At 32.5% G+C, this 18317-nt stretch carries 17 protein-coding genes; 12 read left to right on the top strand and 5 right to left on the bottom strand.

From position 1 onward, the window contains the following. Positions 1–88: 88 nt before the first annotated feature. On the bottom strand, positions 89–1036 hold the full coding sequence (locus tag VK90_RS14925; protein ID WP_048373888.1) for a nucleoside hydrolase: 948 nt from the start codon (positions 1034–1036) through the stop codon (positions 89–91). Positions 1037–1496: 460 nt separating this feature from the next. Here VK90_RS14925 and VK90_RS14920 point away from each other — a divergent pair, with 460 nt between their 5' ends. The 4 genes from VK90_RS14920 to VK90_RS14905 all read left to right on the top strand — a co-directional run bounded on the left by VK90_RS14920 (position 1497) and on the right by VK90_RS14905 (position 5947). Continuing rightward, positions 1497–2291: a VOC family protein gene (locus tag VK90_RS14920; RefSeq protein ID WP_048373886.1), complete on the top strand. Its 795-nt coding sequence runs from the start codon at positions 1497–1499 to the stop codon at positions 2289–2291. 116 nt (positions 2292–2407) lie between these two features. After that, positions 2408–3160 carry an aminoglycoside phosphotransferase family protein gene (locus VK90_RS14915; RefSeq protein WP_048373883.1) on the top strand — a complete coding sequence of 251 codons (753 nt, stop codon included), beginning with the start codon at positions 2408–2410 and terminating at the stop codon, positions 3158–3160. A 118-nt stretch (positions 3161–3278) separates the two neighbouring features. Beyond that, the gene (locus VK90_RS14910) at positions 3279–4079 is read left to right on the top strand and encodes an ABC transporter ATP-binding protein (RefSeq protein ID WP_048373881.1); all 801 of its coding nucleotides are present in this window, start codon (positions 3279–3281) and stop codon (positions 4077–4079) included. Continuing rightward, positions 4064–5947, top strand: coding sequence for a hypothetical protein (locus VK90_RS14905; RefSeq protein ID WP_048373879.1), 1884 nt, complete (start codon positions 4064–4066; stop codon positions 5945–5947). Before VK90_RS14910 ends, VK90_RS14905 begins: the two co-directional genes overlap by 16 nt. 76 nt (positions 5948–6023) lie before the next feature. On the opposite strand, the gene VK90_RS14900 is transcribed toward VK90_RS14905, so the two are convergent. Then, complete coding sequence (locus VK90_RS14900) at positions 6024–6992, bottom strand: phosphotransferase enzyme family protein (RefSeq protein WP_048373877.1); 969 nt, start codon at positions 6990–6992, stop codon at positions 6024–6026. 276 nt (positions 6993–7268) lie between these two features. Here VK90_RS14900 and VK90_RS14895 point away from each other — a divergent pair, with 276 nt between their 5' ends. Further along, positions 7269–8345 (top strand): helix-turn-helix domain-containing protein, encoded by a 1077-nt coding sequence (locus VK90_RS14895; protein WP_048373874.1) that lies wholly within the window; start codon positions 7269–7271, stop codon positions 8343–8345. A 69-nt stretch (positions 8346–8414) separates the two neighbouring features. Here the strand turns inward: VK90_RS14895 and VK90_RS14890 are convergent, their stop codons facing one another. Together VK90_RS14890 and VK90_RS14885 are read right to left on the bottom strand one after the other, a co-directional pair. Next, positions 8415–10106 carry a M3 family oligoendopeptidase gene (locus VK90_RS14890; protein ID WP_048373872.1) on the bottom strand — a complete coding sequence of 564 codons (1692 nt, stop codon included), beginning with the start codon at positions 10104–10106 and terminating at the stop codon, positions 8415–8417. Between the two features lie 17 nt (positions 10107–10123). Further along, positions 10124–11062 (bottom strand): DMT family transporter, encoded by a 939-nt coding sequence (locus VK90_RS14885; protein ID WP_048373870.1) that lies wholly within the window; start codon positions 11060–11062, stop codon positions 10124–10126. Between the two features lie 127 nt (positions 11063–11189). On the opposite strand from VK90_RS14885, the gene VK90_RS14880 reads away from it, so the two are divergent. From VK90_RS14880 to VK90_RS14865, 3 genes are all read left to right on the top strand, one after another. After that, complete coding sequence (locus VK90_RS14880; RefSeq protein ID WP_048373868.1) at positions 11190–12560, top strand: aminotransferase-like domain-containing protein; 1371 nt, start codon at positions 11190–11192, stop codon at positions 12558–12560. A gap of 376 nt (positions 12561–12936) precedes the next feature. Then, complete coding sequence (locus tag VK90_RS14870) at positions 12937–13815, top strand: SDR family oxidoreductase (RefSeq protein WP_048373866.1); 879 nt, start codon at positions 12937–12939, stop codon at positions 13813–13815. 144 nt (positions 13816–13959) lie between these two features. Further along, the gene (locus VK90_RS14865) at positions 13960–14163 is read left to right on the top strand and encodes a hypothetical protein (protein ID WP_002172077.1); all 204 of its coding nucleotides are present in this window, start codon (positions 13960–13962) and stop codon (positions 14161–14163) included. Positions 14164–14198: 35 nt separating this feature from the next. Here VK90_RS14865 and VK90_RS14860 read toward each other — a convergent pair whose 3' ends face one another. Next, positions 14199–14441 (bottom strand): hypothetical protein, encoded by a 243-nt coding sequence (locus VK90_RS14860; RefSeq protein WP_048373865.1) that lies wholly within the window; start codon positions 14439–14441, stop codon positions 14199–14201. Positions 14442–14563: 122 nt separating this feature from the next. On the opposite strand from VK90_RS14860, the gene VK90_RS14855 reads away from it, so the two are divergent. The 4 genes from VK90_RS14855 to VK90_RS14840 all read left to right on the top strand — a co-directional run bounded on the left by VK90_RS14855 (position 14564) and on the right by VK90_RS14840 (position 18081). Beyond that, on the top strand, positions 14564–15490 hold the full coding sequence (locus tag VK90_RS14855) for an alcohol dehydrogenase catalytic domain-containing protein (protein ID WP_048373864.1): 927 nt from the start codon (positions 14564–14566) through the stop codon (positions 15488–15490). 81 nt (positions 15491–15571) lie between these two features. Then, on the top strand, positions 15572–16429 hold the full coding sequence (locus VK90_RS14850) for an NAD-dependent epimerase/dehydratase family protein (RefSeq protein ID WP_048373863.1): 858 nt from the start codon (positions 15572–15574) through the stop codon (positions 16427–16429). Positions 16430–16552: 123 nt separating this feature from the next. Beyond that, the gene (locus tag VK90_RS14845) at positions 16553–16993 is read left to right on the top strand and encodes a DUF421 domain-containing protein (protein WP_442853653.1); all 441 of its coding nucleotides are present in this window, start codon (positions 16553–16555) and stop codon (positions 16991–16993) included. Positions 16994–17565: 572 nt separating this feature from the next. Continuing rightward, positions 17566–18081 carry a DinB family protein gene (locus VK90_RS14840; RefSeq protein WP_048373860.1) on the top strand — a complete coding sequence of 172 codons (516 nt, stop codon included), beginning with the start codon at positions 17566–17568 and terminating at the stop codon, positions 18079–18081. The last annotated feature ends 236 nt before the right edge of the window (positions 18082–18317 follow it).

The following is an 18317-nucleotide window of genomic DNA, read 5'->3' as shown; positions in this document are numbered from 1 at the left end:
CTTAAGTTGATGGATGTGTGGCGGGACCCCTATATACAAAAATCACAGTTAAATAAGCTTAGAAAAGTTAATTTTATTTTGAAATAACTTATCTAATTTTTAGGAATGTCCTTAAAATATCATTTGTAAATTCAAACTCATTAAAGTTAAGAGCCACTTTATGCTTAACAAAGCCTGGGGTAGGCTTACTCCTAAAATCACCTAAACTTTGCCCGAAAGCCTCTCCACGATCAACTACAATTTTAATAGGCAATTCCCTTATAGTTACCTTGTTTCTATTTAATAAATACCAAATTGGAAATACATCATGTAAGGGGCTTCCTAGAATTCCAGGTACGCTTTGTGAATAAAATTGATAATAAAAATTTAATAATGGTTTAATAATTAAACCTATTGGATCTTTTGTTTTCTGATGAAAATGATCAATCTGTTCGACTTGTTGAGGTGTAATAAGAGCTCTTTGTGTGACATTCAAAGGGATAATTGTTAAATTTTTGGCATAAGTAATGATAATGTTGGCTGCATACGGATCACTATGGAAATTAGCTTCTGCAGATGCTGTAACATTCCCTGGGTAAAAAATAGCCCCTCCCATTAATAAATATTCTTTAGCTTCTTGCATAAGTTTTAGCCCTAAAACAAACGTTGTAGCTAAGGAGGTAAGTCTTCCAACATTAACAATTGTTAAATCGTTTATGTGTTGCTCTACCAAATCTAAAACCATATGTAGAGGATAAATTTGATAATTTATTGAAGGGGTAATAATTGGCCCTAAACCTTCTGGACCATGAACATCTGGATAATATTCTGCTGTAATACCTGTCAGGGTACAGGATGCTCCTTCATAAACAGGTATATCTTTGTTTCCTGATAAATACTTTAAGTAATTTATATTTTTAAGCACCTTTTCTCTCGGGACATTTCCATAATCCGCTACAATACCGACTATTTCAATTTCTTTAGTAAAAAAAGAATATATAAGTGCTATTGCATCATCAATTCCAAAATCACCAAAAAGTAAAATTTTTTGTTTCATCATTTTCCCTCTTTCATTATATTATATTTGATATTACGATCCTCTTCTAAGCGATATATATTTCGTTATAAATAAGTTATTCTTTACAACCAATAAATATTAATGACACATAGTAATATGTAATGCTTTTATCTTTTCTAATAGGCAAATACTATTAACCTAATATACATTGTGTAAGCTAAGTATAGAAAAAATTTTGAAATCTTTATATAATACAAGGGTAGTCCATACAAGGATTGCCCTTGTTTTATAGTTTTTATTTTTAATGATGATAGGCGATTGGAAAAGAAGGTATACAGAAGGTGAAATTAGATTACTTAAATTCATGAAAATGTTAAAGCAAACAGGGATGTCTTCTAGCAAATAACTTATTAGACGATTAAAAACGTATAATACGAAAGGGGGATAGATTTAGTAAGGGTTTTGTCCATATGAGACACCCCCTCACTAAAGATAAATTGTGATTACACATATAGCAGATATAAAACTACAAACGGTTTCTATAGAAGGGGTAAAACAAGTCTATAAAGACATATTATCTTTTCCGATAAAAACAGAAACAGCAACATTTATTCAATTTGAAGTCACACCTTACACAACAATTAGTTTCCAGGAAGTATATGAACCGATTGCACCTGCGCATTTCGCTTTTGAGATTCCTTATTCAAAATTTCATAAAACGGCAAAATGGCTAGAAGGATCTGGGTTACTCATTGCGAAATGGAAAGATGGTCATACAATTGATGAGGAGAACGGTCTTTTCAATTTATACTTTAGAGATGGCGATGGAAACCTTCTCGAAATTATCGCACATAGCTATGTTGAGGAAAATATATTAGTTCCGCATTCACCTTTAAACATTTTATATGTAAGGGAAATTGGTCTTCCGGTTAAAAGTGTGCCCGTATTTACAGAATGGTTGAAATCAAATCTAGACATGAAAACGAAGGAAGATGGGGATATTTTCAACTTTGTTATTGGTGGAACTGCATATATTGTTGCAACTTGGTGGCAGCGACCTTGGATTCCAATTGCGATGAAAGCTTTACCACCGAAAGTACACGTATCTTTCGGAACATCTGATCACGCATTTTTAAAACGAATTCAAAATAATTTTAAGAAAAATAGTGTTTCATTTGAAAGCAAACATAATGAAGTATTATTTATTCAACAGGGGTATACATTTTCTGTTTTGCATACACCAGATTTTCATTCCGGTATTCCTAGAAAATTAAACTTACCACTTTCTATATAATTATAGGAAGTGGTAAGTTTTTTGCATTTTCATGAAGAAGGGATTCAGCATAATTACACTGAATTTATAGAGGAGTGTAGGGTGTAATACTAATTTACTGTAAGGAGAGAAATGAATTGAATTTAGGAAATCCGATAGCAAAAGGAAATACGGCTGAAATTTATCTTTGTGATAATAAAGTTGTGAAACTATTTAAAGAATACCTCCCTAATACAGAATCTCTATATGAAGCACAAAAACAGAAGTATGCATATTCACGTGGTTTACACGTTCCTAAAGTATTCGAAGTTACAGAGATACAAGGTAGACAAGCTATTATTATGGAATATGTAAAAGGGAAAAGTGTTGGTGAGCTTCTGCTAAATAATTTAAGTGAAGCGGAGCATTACATAAGTATGTGTGTTAATGAACAACAAAAGATTCATGCTATTTCTGTAAGCTCGGATGAAATAGAACAGATGGAAGAGAGACTTTATCGTCAAATTCAATCTGTTCAAAATCTAGATGAGAAACAAAAGAAGAATATATTGAGCAAAATGGATTCAATCGTGTTTGAACCTAGATTATGTCATGGTGATTTTCATCCGTTTAATTTAATTATGAGTAATGATAATGTGAAAACTATAGATTGGGTTGATGCTAGTTTAGGTGATATTCGTGCAGATGTGTTTCGAACATATTTGTTGTACTCACAATCTTCGGTAGAATTAGCTGAAATGTATTTACATATATATTGCAGGAATACCGGAATATCAAGAAATGAGATTTTTCAATGGGCACCTATTATTATTGCGGCTAGAATATCTGAAAATGTATCTGCTACAAACATTGAATATTTGAATGATCTGGTAGCACAGTATTGTAATTAAAGAAAAACTTTCGATATTTTAATTTTTAAATTAAATACGTTCTAACAATACAAACAGATGAGTAAAGGTATTGAGATTTACAATCAGATATTAAATTTGCAAAGAAGGAGTCCATTTTATGAAATCTTTTGAATCGATTTCAGGGGAACCTGAATGGGAGGAATCTGCTCCCGCGCTACAAATTTCGAAGCTGTATAAACAATTCGGCGAGTTTATTGCAGTCAATCATATTGATTTAACTGTTCCGAGGGGATCTTTTTATGGAGTTGTTGGCCCTAATGGGGCAGGAAAAACTACTTCGTTGTCGATGGCTGTTGGTTTATTACGACCAGATGGCGGGAACGCTAAAGTTTTTGGGGTTGATGTTTGGGGAAATCCTGCACAAGCAAAGACATTGATCGGGGTATTACCAGATGGATTGGCCTTGCCGGAAAGACTTACTGGTCGCGAATTATTAACATATATGGGCCTGTTAAGAGGAATGAGTGCCAAAGAAGTTAATCGACGAACAGAAGAATTACTTACAATACTAGAATTGAATAATGCTGAAGGAACGCTAGTTATCAATTATTCTACTGGCATGCGTAAAAAAATTGGTCTTGCACTTGCACTCCTCCATGCACCGAAATTACTCATTCTCGATGAACCATTTGAGGCAGTAGATCCTATTTCTGCAACTACTATTAAAAAGATTTTACAGAAATTTGTTAGTTCTGGTGGTTCAGTAGTATTTTCAAGTCACGTCATGGCGTTAGTTGAACAACTTTGTGATCACGTTGCAATTATTTCCAAAGGAAAAGTGGTATCTTCAGGAACAATGGTAGATGTTTGCGGTGAAGAAACGCTCGAAGACATTTTCGTTCAGTTAGTAGGCGTCCCTGCTGTTAAAGGAGGAGAACTGTCTTGGCTAGTGTTTTGATTCGAATGAAGTTATCAATCCTAAAAAATTCAATGAATAGTGGTAAAGCAGTTCTTTTAATTATTACAGGAATAGTGGGTTTATTGATAGCAATTGGAACCATCTTGCTCTTTTCTTTCTATCCTACGGAACATAACGTTTCAAAAAGTATTCTATATGTGATATTCGCTCTGTGGACAGTAGGGTGGATTTTAGGCCCACTTCTTACTGGGGGAGATGGAATGTTACGTCCTGAATATTTCGCGCTGCTTCCACTCACTTCATTTAAACTTGCTAGGGCGTTACTCGCTGTAGCTTTTATAGGATTAGGCCCACTTGCTAGTCTTATAGCATTCATAGGATTATTAATTTACGCAGCTAGGGCTAGTTTAACTGCAACTATAGTTGCAGTTCCAGCAATTATTTTACAGTTAATATTTGTCGTGCTGTTATCAAAAGTAGTAGTTAGTATAATTGGTGAGACGATGAAATCAAGGATCGGTATGGAATTTGGAGCAATGCTCTTTGGTTTCATCATTGCGTTTTTAAATGTAGGCTGGTATGCACTTCCTGCTATTAATGGGATAACACTTAACGAACCTACATTTCTTTACATGTTTCCGTCTAGTTGGGCGATACTTGCTGTAGAGTTTGCTATTCAATCTAATTGGTTATTAGCTTTTGTTTTATTAATTGTTCTAACAATATTATGCGGACTGCTTTTATTTATATGGACGACATTACTGATGAAAAGTACAGTGAAGGATACTAAGAAAATCCAAAATACGATTACTATTATTAAACATAGAAAAGCTCTACGAATCTTTTCAGAAAAGAAAATTGGAGCAATAATAACTAAAGAATTAAAAAGTTGGGGAAGAGATCCACAACGAGGTCGTTTCCTCCGGATGGGTATTTGGATAGGAGTGTTTTATGGTATTTTAATTACAAGTGCTCATATATCGTATTTAATGCCTTGGGCAGGGGTAATTATGATTGTTTTCACAAGTATGTTTGCCTGCAATATATATGGGTTTGATGGGAGTGCATTATGGTTAACATTAACGACACCTGGCGCAGAACGGATTGATGTGCGTGGTCGCCAATTGGCTTGGTTGATAGCTATTGGCCCGATTGCAATTTTAACAACAATTATTTTCACTATCTATAGCGGACTTACTTTCGTTTATCCTTGGGTATTTGCGATAATTCCGGCATTACTCGGTGGAGCTGCAGGTCTTATTATGTTGTTTTCTGTATTTAACTTAATCCCAATAACTGATCCTCATCGCCGAGGAAGAGGAACCGTTATCTCAGGTGATGATATGAGTGCCAGTAAAATGTTTATAACAACGTGGTTAATGATGGTGATGGTATTAGCAACAGCTATACCCGCTTTGTTAGTTGTATGGATTGGGACATTACTACATATAGAGCTCTTACAATGGCTAGGTGTACTGACTGGCATTTGTACAGGAGTGTTTTTAGCTTGGTGGCTTGGTCGAATTGCTTACTTAAAACTTGAAAAAAGTGGCCCTGAGTTGCTATTTGCAATGAAAAGTGGCATGAAAATATTGCGCGATGATAACAAAGAGAAAAATAACAGAATGGCGGCTGAATTACCTAAGAAAAAACTTGCTGTTGTTGTTCTATTAGTATTTATGGGTATCTTTTTTTTGATTCATCAAAGTATAATACCGTTAATTTTTGAGATATTTAGTGTAGATGAAAAAGTTCGTCTTTTCTTTCTCCCACGCTACTTTTCGCATATTGTTCGTATTCCTATAATCGTCGTATTTACTGTATTAGGTATAGCATCTTTGTATAAAGCTATTTTAATTAAGAAAAGACATGGGAAGGAAGATCAATTTATAAAAGATGAAATGTAGAATATACCTAAAAATAAACTAGTAATTACATGATGTTGTTCAACTATGATAACCGTGTAGTTGAACAACATCTGTGTTATATGTTAATGAAAGAATGATTATTTTCGATCTTCATTCTATAAAGATTCATTATCCGTACTTGTTCCTCAGTTAATTCTTCTTTATCCCAATACATATGCATTAAGCTATATTCGAATATCTCCTTTAATTTAATAAACAATGGTAGCTGGTCTAGCATCTCTTTAGGTAAATCATGTTCCTCTTTGTATCCTTCAACTATTGCTTTTGTAATAGAGTTCTCATAGTCAACTATGTTACCATTCCCAACGAATGAATATTCTATCGCACTATAGATTGGAACTGCCAAATCGAATATATAAAAATGTTTTTCACAGTCTTGAAAATCAATCATAGTTAAATTCAAATCATTTTCCACTAATATATTTTCTAGCCATAAATCTCCGTGTATTAACCCGTAATTTGAAGGGGATTTTGAAAGTTCCTGTATAGAAGTTAAAACATCAGATGCAATTTCTCTTATAGTAGTTTCTTCTATAGGGATATAGTGAAGAAAATTATATTCTTCATTTTCATACCAATCGTTTATATGTATTACCGGTTCAATACTTTCAAAGTTTTTAGATATACGATGTAATTTGCCGATTTGTTGTCCTAATTTTTTAAATACATTGGAATTCCATTCGCTTTTTGGCAAATGAATACCGGGAGCAGCTTTATATAATACAGTAAAGAGTTCTTTGTCTAGTGTTATTTTTTCTACTAAATTCCTCGTTAAAGAAGGTATTATTGGAGGTACTCCTAATCCTTCTTTATATAAAAAGTCCGTATATTTTACTTCTTCCAACTGCTCTTCATAAGTTTTATAGTTAGTTATTCTAACGAAATAATTTCCTTGTTTCGCGAGACATTGATACATTTCATTTGTTACTGGTGTAATGTTAATAAAATCCAATGGATATAGCTCGTTAATTCGTTTAAGTATTTCTTTTTCTATATTCTTCATATTAACTTCCTTTCCAAACATGGCTTTTCCATTTACAAAGCTACTAGTTTCTTAACTTACAAAATTCGTGTTTTATTTTACAGAATCCTTTGAAAAGTATTTCTCAGACTGATTAAGTTTGAACTTTATTGGAAATTTAAGTAAATGTATGACAAAATAAGATAGCTGAAAAAATATGAAAATAAAAGTTACATATAGTATTTAAAGATTTTAGAGGATATTTAACGTTATAAATCACAAGAAATATCAAAAGAAAGAAATGGATAGCTCGTATAATTTTATTCAGGGGTGAGGTTAATGAATGAACATATACAACTTATGATCGATTGGATTGAAACAAATTTAAATAGTGAATTTTCATTAGATGCATTATCTAATTATATGGGTTTTTCTCCTTATTACTGTTCTTTTAAATTTCACCAAGTAACAGGTATAAGTATTAGACGCTATACTCTTCTTAGGAGATTGTATTTATCTACGGAAGATTTGATGAATGATAGAAAGATAATTGATATTGCATTTGAATATGACTATTCTTCACAAGAGGCTTATAGTAGGGCTTTCAAAACTATTTTTGGTATAACTCCAAGAGAATTCCAGCTTAAGCAAATGCCTGTTCAATCATTTAGTAAACTCTCAATCAATAATGGTAAGGAGTGGTGTAGAATGAATATTTCTAGAAAAATTGAGGTAGAACAGTTAAGAAATAAAAAGAGTGAGTTGTTTGATAGAGATGTACTTAACATATTAAATGGTCAAGTTATGTATGAAGAATTTGAAAATGAAAAACTAATGGGAGAGTCTGATTACGCTCCATTTAATGAAGCAATGTGTGTAAACGCAGCTACTACACAGGTTTTTGATGATGAGTTTATTAAAATGAGGGCGAAGGGGCATAATAGCTCAGTAGAAGATTATATAAAAAAGGTTATTGATCCATTAGAGAATCTTTTTAAGAGAGAGTATAAATGTATCGTTTTATGGTTTGGTGAAGATATGTTTTGCCAAATAAATCTACTTACATTACTTTCATACCTTGAACAGTCTGGTTATGAGGGGAAGGTATACATCAATAGCTTCAGAGATGATGAATATAAAGTAAGTCAGATGGAACTTGAGTTAGGAAACTATGATGCTATTTACAATGAAGTAGTAATAAATCATAAAAAGCCATCTCATGAGGTATTACCCGTAATGTATCAAGCAATAGATTTGTATTTAAATATGCTAAAAGAAAAAAATGCAGTAGTAAAGTATATCTCCAAAAATAAAGATTTACCAACACAAGAACTATTAAAAAGGTTATTTAATCTTTTTCCAACAATAGGATATGGGGATCTACAATATATAAAGCTTATTAATAAAGTGAGATAAAAATTGAAACAAATTAGGAGAGAATACGGAAAAAAGATGCACCTAAAAGGATAAGTGCATCTTTTTTTCTTATATTTGTTTAAGTAAATTTAATTCTGCTTCTACAAATGCCATTAATTCTTTTATTGTTTCACTAGAAAAATCAAAACGAATTCCAGCTGCTTCATATACTTCTGTTAAAGATTTAGAGCTACCTAATGATAAAGCTTTTTTATAATTTTCTAGTGCTTGTTTTGGATTTGCTTTATATTGTTTATACATTTGAAGCGCACCAAGTTGTGCGATTGCATATTCGATATAATAGAATGGCACTTCAAAAATATGTAGTACAGGTAACCAGCCAGTTGCTATCCAATTCTCATAACCTTCAATATTTACCACATTCGATTGGTAAGTGTTATGTAATTCTAAATATTTTTCATTTCTTTCTTTAGCAGTATGATTAGGGTTTTCATACATCCAATGTTGGAATTGATCAACGATAAGCATTTGTGGTAAATACTTAATAATATCTTTAAAGAAATCTAATTTTGCTTTTATAAATTCTTCTGTATTCTCATAAAACGCATCCCAATACTCCATCGAAAACAATTCCATTGTCATGCTAGCTAGTTCGGCTGATTCTGAAGGGATTTCTAAATATTTTTGTAGCTCTAGCTGCTTCATACATTCATTATGAATACTATGGCCCATTTCATGGAGGAAAGTAGTAACATCATCATGTGTATGATTGAGATTCATAAAAATAAAAGATAATTGAGAAGCAGGTAAGTGTTCGCAAAATCCTCCGGGTCCTTTTCCTTTACGACTTTCTAAATCTAAGCAATCATTTTTATGCATACGGCTCAATAATGCAGAAAATTCAGGGTCTAATTTGTGTAAAATGTGAGAACTTTTTTCGATTAAATCCTTCTCGTCTTCAATAGGTCTTAATACTTTTTGATTTGGTGCGGCTGCTTTTAGATCCCACGGACGAAGTGTATCTACTTGAAGCTCAGCTTTTTTCTCATTAAATATATTATCAATAAGTGGTACAACGTATTTACGAATAGATTCTGCAAGTTCGTAGCAATCTTCCGCTGTATAATCAAAACGTTCATATTTTTTGAACATATAATCACGATAATTATCTAATTGAATGTTTTTTGCCTTTTGATGGCGAATTTCAACTAATTTATTTAAGATGTTTTGGAGTTCTTTCTCAACAGTTAAATACTGTTCTGAGATAAGTGTTCTTGCTTTTTTACGTATATCTCGATCTGGATCTTGTAAATATGATTGTAATTCAGTTAGTGTTTTCTCTTCGCCATTCCATATTGCACTTAAACTTCCTGTGATTTCAAAGTACTCTGTTACGAATTTATCTTCTCTTATTTCTAGTTCAATATTTTTCTCGCAAAATAATGTTTGAGCATTTTGTATTTTTTTATCCAACAAACCATAGTCTTTAGAATCTAATTCCATTCGAAAAGGTAATTCTAAATATTTATTATCAAATAAATTTTGATAACGTTTGATAAGTGGTCTTACGTGCTGCTGATCGTATTCAAATGTATCTTTAATATCCTGATTATCTGTATTACATTGAAAAGCGATATAATGAGATCTTAGCTGTTCTTCGATTTCCCAAATTAATTTAGATTGCTCTTTTAGCCAGTTTTCAAGGTCTAGTTTTGAAGAAATGTGTATATCTAATAAAGACGAAAGAGCTTTTTCTAATTCTAGTACATTACTAATATCAATCGTGTTCAAGCGCTGCATTTTACATCCCTCACTTTTTATTTATTCATGGAAATATTCTTCTTTCGCGCTAAAATTCCTTTTTTACCCAAAAAATTTGTACCTATTACACCAATAATAATCATAATTGTACCGATGATATGATAGTAGGCAATTTGCTCGTGTAAGAATACAACGCCTGCGATAATGGTAATAAGTGTAGATAAGTTGCTAAAGACACTTATTTTAGCTGCTTCAATATAAGATAATGAATAGTTTAATAATAAGGCCGTTAGTAAGGATGATAGTAATCCTAAATATAAAATGGAGATAAGAAATGTTCCGTTTGTAAAGGGCTTAAAATATATAATTATTGTACCTTTATTTAAATGATCGACGATTACGATGGAATTAAAACTAATAAAACCGAGCGCTGTCATTGTGTAGGTTAAATCCATTAGCTTGAATTTCTTTGTCATTTTTCGAGCTAACACATTATAGCAAGCAGATGATAATGCTGATAACAGGATGAGAATAACACCGATGAAGCTAGTTTTATGAGCAACGATACCATTCATGATAAATATATAAATGACACCGATGACAGAAATGAGTACAGATGTTTTTTGCCATATATTCGTATACTCTTTTAAAAAATAGGAAGCGAGTATCATTGTAAATATAGGGATAGCAGCCTGTATAATTCCAGCTTCAGATGAACTTGTATATACTAAGCCAAATGCTTGGAAAGCAAAGAACAATGCTGGATAAAATATTGCAAGTGGCAAAAGTGCAAGTATGTTTTTGAATGAAATATTCAACTTTACAAAACCAAAAATAACTGGAATGCTTGCTGCTATGAAAGCAACTGTAAAACGATGAGCAAGAGTATCAAGAGGGTTCGTAATGGTTAATGCTAGTTTCACAAACATAAATGAAAATCCAATAATAAATGAATAGAGTAACGCTGATATATATGCTTTTGTTGTATTTTTCATAATTTCACCTCATAGTAGTTGATTTCTTACTGGCCAGTATACGTACATAGTAATCTTTCTGATCTAGTGCTACAATGTGAACAAATACAAACTGTACCGGTACAAATTAAATGTTGGGGTGGTAATGATGTATAAATATTTACATGTTTTAAACGACTTAGAAAGTATGATTCAAAATGGAGAGATAAAAGAAGGAAAGAAATTACCGTCAATACGATCACTTGTTACGCAATTTGAATGTAATAAGGCTACAATTATACGTGCGCTTCATGAACTAGAAAAGCGTCATATTATTTATTCTGTACCTCAAAGTGGATACTACGTTGTTAAGAAATCTGAGAGTTACATAGAAAATAACGAGATGATTGATTTTGCTTCCTCAGCACCAGATCCAGATGTTTTTCCGTACTTAGATTTTCAACATTGTATTAATAAGGCAATTGATACATATAAAAATGATTTGTTTGTATACGGAACACCGAAAGGCTTATCGTCTTTAATTCCAGTTATTCAAAAACAGCTGGCAAACTATCAAGTCTTCACAAAAGAAGAAAATATCTTTATAACGTCAGGTGTGCAGCAAGCACTTGCAATATTAACTTCTATACCATTCCCGAATGCACATAGCACAATTCTAATTGAACAGCCAAGTTACCATTTATATATTGAATATATAGAAACAAATAACGTCCCTGTAATCGGAATAAAGCGTACGCATAATGGGATAGATTTAGATGAACTAGAGAGGGTATTCCGAACAGAAAAAATTAAATTCTTTTATACAATACCAAGATTTCATCATCCGCTTGGAACTTCTTATTCTAAAAAAGAGAAAGAGAAGATTATTCAACTTGCGAAGAAATATAATGTGTTTATAGTGGAAGATGACTACTTAGCGGATTTAGAAACTGATTCAAAAGTAGATCCGTTTTACAACCAAGATAATTGTAATCATGTTATATATTTAAAAAGTTATTCGAAGATTATCTTCCCAGGCTTACGAGTCGGTGTTGCAGTCATTCCGCAATCTATTGGAGAGGCATTTTATAAATATAAAAAAATATTAGATATAGATAGTCCTATGATTTCACAAGCTGCTTTAGAAATTTACATAAAGAGCGGGATGTTTGAACGGCATAAACATAAAATTAAAGCATCTTACTACAGTAGGTCAAAAAAACTTGCGGAAGTAGTAGAAGGTGTTCAAAATGAAAATCCACATTTGTTTACTTTTAGAGCAGTAGATCCAATTGGAATACACACGTGTTTACAGCTGAAAAGAAACATAGTTACCGACACATTTATTGAAAATGTAAGCAAGAGTCACATAAGGATAGATTCTATTGATAAAAATTATTTAAGTAACTTTCATAAAGAAAGATTGTTAAAGTTAAATGTATCAAATGTAAAAGAAACCAATATTGAAGAAGGTATTTGTAAGATAATTGAGGAAATAAAACGAATGAACCGTGTGGATTTTCAGTTCAAAAAAGAATAATGTTTTTTAGGAGGCTTATTATGAAAAGAAAAATAATAGCCTTGTTTGTATGTATTGCTGTAGTAATTGGAGTGATTACAATTACTATATAATAAAGAAAGTGATAAATGTATAGCGATTGCTATTCACTCAAAGTCAGTTGTTGTTGGCCGAAACGACAATCCTATATCATTTGTGAAGATTTACGCAGGCTCAATTAAAAATAAGGAAGTCGCTATATCAAATATGCAAGGCGAATTTCAATTTTATAATGGAGTTTGCGGTGTAATTACGCTAAAATTTATTACTCCAGATGGAGAAATCTATACGAAAAAATATGAAAGTAAGAGTGTACTCAAAATAATAAAACTTGATAATGAAAATTAAGGAGAATGATATGAAACCATTACAAGGTAAAGTAGCAGTTGTAGCCGGGGCAACAAGAGGTGCGGGTAGAGGTATTGCGATGATGCTCGGCGAAGCAGGCGCAACTGTCTATGTAACAGGAAGAAGTACAAAAGGTAATCTATCCTCTATGGGAAGAACTGAAACGATTGAAGAAACGGCAGAACTTGTAACAAAACAGGGTGGGACAGGAATTGCTGTCCGTGTTGACCATACGGTTGAAGAGGATGTGAAAGTACTATTTGCAAAAATTCAAGACGAGCAAAATGGACAGCTTGATATTTTAGTTAATGATGTTTGGGGCGGTGACCCTTTAACAGAATGGGGCAAAATGTTTTGGGAACATGATTTACATAACGGATTATTGATGCAGCAAAGGGCAGTCCATTCTCATATGTTGACGAGTTATTACGGCGTGCCATTAATGGTGAAAAATAAAAAAGGACTAGTTATTGAAATTACAGATGGCGTCGATTATCAATACCGTGGTAATTTGTACTATAGTTTAGCCAAAGTCTCCACAATTCATTTAGCAGAAGCGATGGCGAAAGATTTAGGGAAGGATAATATTACAGCAGTTGCAGTTAGCCCAGGATTTCTTCGTTCCGAAGCGATGTTAGATATATTTGGTGTAACAGAGGAGAACTGGCAAGAAGGAGCAAAAACTGATCCTCATTTTATTGCATCTGAAACTCCTTTCTTCATTGGAAGAGCTATTGCAGCTTTAGCAAGTGATCCAAATGTACATGAAAAAACAGGCCGTGCGCTTAGTTCATGGGAATTGGGAAGAGAGTATGGTTTTACAGATATGGATGGAAGACGACCGGATTGGGGCAAATATTTTGAGGAGAATGTTTTAAATCAAAATTAATATTTTTTTAGAGCACTCATTTGTAGGAGTGCTCTTTTTAAAATTTAATTATTATAGATTTTCTGTTAAAACAATGGTAAATAATTCCTGTTTAATGATATCCTATAAAGTATAGTTTATTTATTTTATATGGGGGTGAAGTATATGGCAGTTCTTTTAGTGGAAAATTTATATCAAATGTCTATAGTTTTACTGCTCTTATGCTCATTTTGTTTTTATAGATATTTAAAGAAGATGAAAAGAGAAAGAAAGCTTACAGGTTTTGAACTTACGATGTATATCGTAACACAACTTGCGTATTTCATTTGGGCATTCACTTCTTTTATTAAATTATTGTCTAAATCATAATTTGTATTAAAATTATCTATTTTAAGTAGTTCCTGTTACCTTCTAGGAAAATATATATAGTCTGTGTCTAAATCAATTACAATATCACTTAACATATCTTTTAAATAAACCTTTGAAATACGTTGGTAATTATTTTTAACGCAAAATAAAGTAACAATTTCGTTATAAGATAGATCATCTTGTTTTATGCTTTGATACTTTTTCTTCAAATCAGCAATAGAACAGTTACTTCCAATAATATATTCATTTATTTCAAATCCTTCAAATTCAACAATCACTTTATCACTGTTGGTTGCTAGCCAACTCTATAGCTTTAATTTTGGATGAGACATCCATATTGGTTATTTTATATAGTTCAAAAGTTAGTTTGAATACATTTCCATAAAAAGAGAGGATAACAATGAAACAATATAAGTTAGTGTTAGAAGGACCCAAACAACTTAAATGGGAAACGGATGAAGTCAGGTTATTACAGGACGATGAAATAATCGTTAAAACAATAGCTGGTGCAATAAGTATTGGCGCTGAATTACCACAATATAATAATTCGGATATTTCGGATTCTAATCCGTTATATCCGAAAGAAACCGGATATGAAAGTTATGGTGAAGTTGTACAGGTAGGTAATAAAGTGACCAATTTAAACGTAGGTGATAAAGTAGTTTCTTTTTATGGGCACCAAACATTAGGTGTTGTTAAGAGCCATAAAGTAATTCGAGTGCCTAATTACATAAAACCTAAAACAGCGTTATTATCAATTCTCTCATGTGATGCCGCAAAAGGAATATTGAAACTAAACCCACGTAAGGATGAAAAAGTACTTATAGCTGGAATGGGAGTTATGGGGTTACTCACAAGTTATTTCTTAAAATACTATGCAGGTGTTGATCATGTGGATGTTATTGAACCTAATAGTAGCAGAAAAAAATTTGCAAAGAAATTTAGTGCAAAAAACATATATGATTCAGAAGAGCAAATATTAGAAACATATAGTTACGGTTTCGAATGTTCAGCTACAAATAGCGGATTTCGTACATTGCAAAAAGCTCTTAATAATAATGGTGTAATATGTATACTTTCTGATGGTAATAAAGAAGAACTAACATTAACCGCCGACTTTTATGGGAAAGAATTGAAAATCATTGGGTCAAGTGATGGATACGATTATCAAAAACATGCAGATTGGTTTTTTAGCCAAATAGAATACACAACATTTATAGAAGAAATTTTTCAACATGAAATACAATATGCTAGACTCATACAATGTTTTGAGGAATTGAGTCAAGGTATAATTAGCCCTTTAAAAGTGTACGTTTCATATGAATAATGAAAAACTAACCAAATATTTGTCACATACCTTACATATGTTTCGTCTCAATTATGATATTCAAAATGAGGAGGAACACATATGAAGATTTTTGTAGCAGGTGCAACAGGTGTAATAGGACGTAATTTATTACCGATGTTAATAAATGAAGGGCATACGGTATATGCAATGATTCGGAGTGATTCACAAAAAGAGTCATTGAAAAATCTGGGGGTATTACCGGTAATAGCTGATGTATTTAATCGTAAAGAAGTATTCTCTGTTTTAAAAGAAACATTGCCAGATGTAGTCATCCATCAATTGACGGCGCTATCAAATTGGAATTTAGAGGACAATGCAAGGATTAGAATTGAAGGTACTCGTAATCTTGTCGATGCTGCTAAAAATGTAGGTGTAAAGAAAATGATTGCTCAAAGTATTTCGTGGGCGTATGAATCGGGGGATAAACTTGCGACAGAAACAGACCCGCTAGATTTTTACGCTCCTATGCCTCGTCAAGTTACGATAAATGGTATTGCTAAATTAGAAGAAACAGTTTCGGAATTACCTGAAGCAGTTATACTTAGATACGGTACGCTATATGGACCAGGAACATGGTATGCGGAAAACGGAGTATTTGCGAATCAAGTTCGTAATAACGAAATTATTGCAACAGATGGTATGAGCTCTTTTATACATGTGGAAGATGCCGCTAGAGCAGCTGTGTTAGCTCTTGATTGGCCTTCCGGAATCGTAAATATTGTAGATGACTCTCCAGTAACTAGTAAAGAATGGTTACCGATATATGCAGCTGCAATAGAGGCACCTGAACCTAAAGTTCAAGTTTGGAAAAATAGTTGGGAAAGAGGAGCTTCAAATAATAAAGCCCGTAAAGAATATGGATGGAAGCCTTTATTTCCATCATGGTTCGAATGGTTTAAAAACTTGAAAAGTATGTAAAATATAATAAAAATGATTCTTTAATGGGAATGCTAGTAACATTCACTATTAAAGGATTGGGCTATTATGAATATTCTTTTGGAAAGCATTATTTTAATCCTCACTGGAATTATTGTTTTAAAAATGACAGGTAGTAAATCTGTTAGCCAAATGACGAGAGCTGAAATAATTATAGTTGTATCAATTGGACGTATTATTGTAGAACCAGTATTGAGTAGGAAAGTGATTCCATCTATTTTTGTAGCTATAACATTTTCGAGCATACTATTTATTATTCATTTCTTAGAATTGAAATCACGGAAGGTAGAACAATTTCTAAATGGAAGTAGTATTGTAATTGTTGAAAACGGAGAGATTGTAAAAGAGAATTTGATGCGGGCGAAAATGTCAGAACAACAATTATATATGCAGTTAAGAGAAAAAGGGATTCATGATTTAAAGAGTTTACAGAAAGTTACAGCGGAACCGAACGGGCGTATTGGGTATCAACTTAATGCATTAGCGCAACCAGTTACTTTGGAAATGCTAGAAAAAATATTAGATCAGCACATTATGAAAAAGTGATTTGTCATGAGAAAAGCCAATACTACATTACAAGTATTGGTTTTTCTCATGTTTATAAATGACTTGATTTCAAATAAATACAAATGGTTTTCATGAGAATGTATCGAAAAGTTAAGAGGAGAAAGGTTTTGTACTATGACAAATCCAAGAAGTAATACAACAAAAAAATAATCCTTTTATTAATCAAGTGAAAATATTTATAAATAAACATTTTCAGGAATTGCTATATTTTGTGGTGGAATTAGTTTTGTTCTTATAATAAAAACGTTAATGGATTGTTCTTTAATCAACGTCGGAAATAGAACTCGATTAAAGTGACATGACATTAATAGTTACCATAGTGACATCTCTGGAAAAACCTGTATTAAAAAAGCTGATAATTTTAAAAAAAGTTTGATAAACCCCTGTATAATAGGATTTTTCTTTTGACCCTTTAACTTCATATGGAATGTTCAATTAAAGGGCCTGTTTGTAGAGGGTTTTAATAGGTTCTTAGAGTTATTATATAAATAGGGATTTTGAAGTCTTTTGGTGAATATTAAATATTAATCTAAAAGATGGAGGTTGCTGTGATGTTGAAACTGTTTCAATATAACTGGCAAGTTCGTGATGATTGGTTTACATTGTGCGAAGATATACCGGATGAAGAACTATTAAAAAAACGGGTCGGTGGGTTCGGCAGTATCCTACATACCCTATTTCATATTGTAGATGTGGAATGTATGTGGATCTTAGGTTTACGAGGTGAACCAGTGCCTGAGGAGCTATTATTTGAAGATTATGCTAATTTACAAAAAGTGAAAAATCTTTCAGCTCAATACCACGAGAAAGTAAAGGCATTTGTGACATCTTGGACAAATGAAATGGATTCTCGAAAACTTTCAGAAACTGATTTCAATGAAGAACCGATTAGCTCTAGAGACGCACCAATCAGGCGCCGAGTCATTGAATGTACACATGGAGAGATTATACGTCATGTCATTGCCCATGAAATCCACCATATCGGCCAGTTATCTATATGGGCACGTGAAATAGGAAAGGAGCCTGTTTCCGCAAATCTGAGAGGAAGAGGGCTATTCGATAATTAGACTGCCTTTGCCAATTTCGCAATTGGACGCTTTAATAGCACAAGGATCAAGAAATGATCAAACTTATTTTTACGATTTTTATGCATTAACGTGAGATTCTTTTGAAGTGTACCTAAAGATGCGTCAGGATATCGAGCTATCGAAACAAAATTCCCCTGAAATTAAAAAGTACGCTATCCTATCTGTAGAATCATAAGAAATGATGGTGTTTTGATGCTGGTGAAAGAACACAAAAG

The organism is Bacillus sp. LK2 (assembly GCF_001043575.1).
GTDB classification, from domain to species: Bacteria; Bacillota; Bacilli; order Bacillales; family Bacillaceae_G; genus Bacillus_A; species Bacillus_A paramycoides.
The sequence above is the reverse complement of the archived record's forward strand: the minus strand, read 5'-3'. Positions and strand labels throughout refer to the sequence as shown.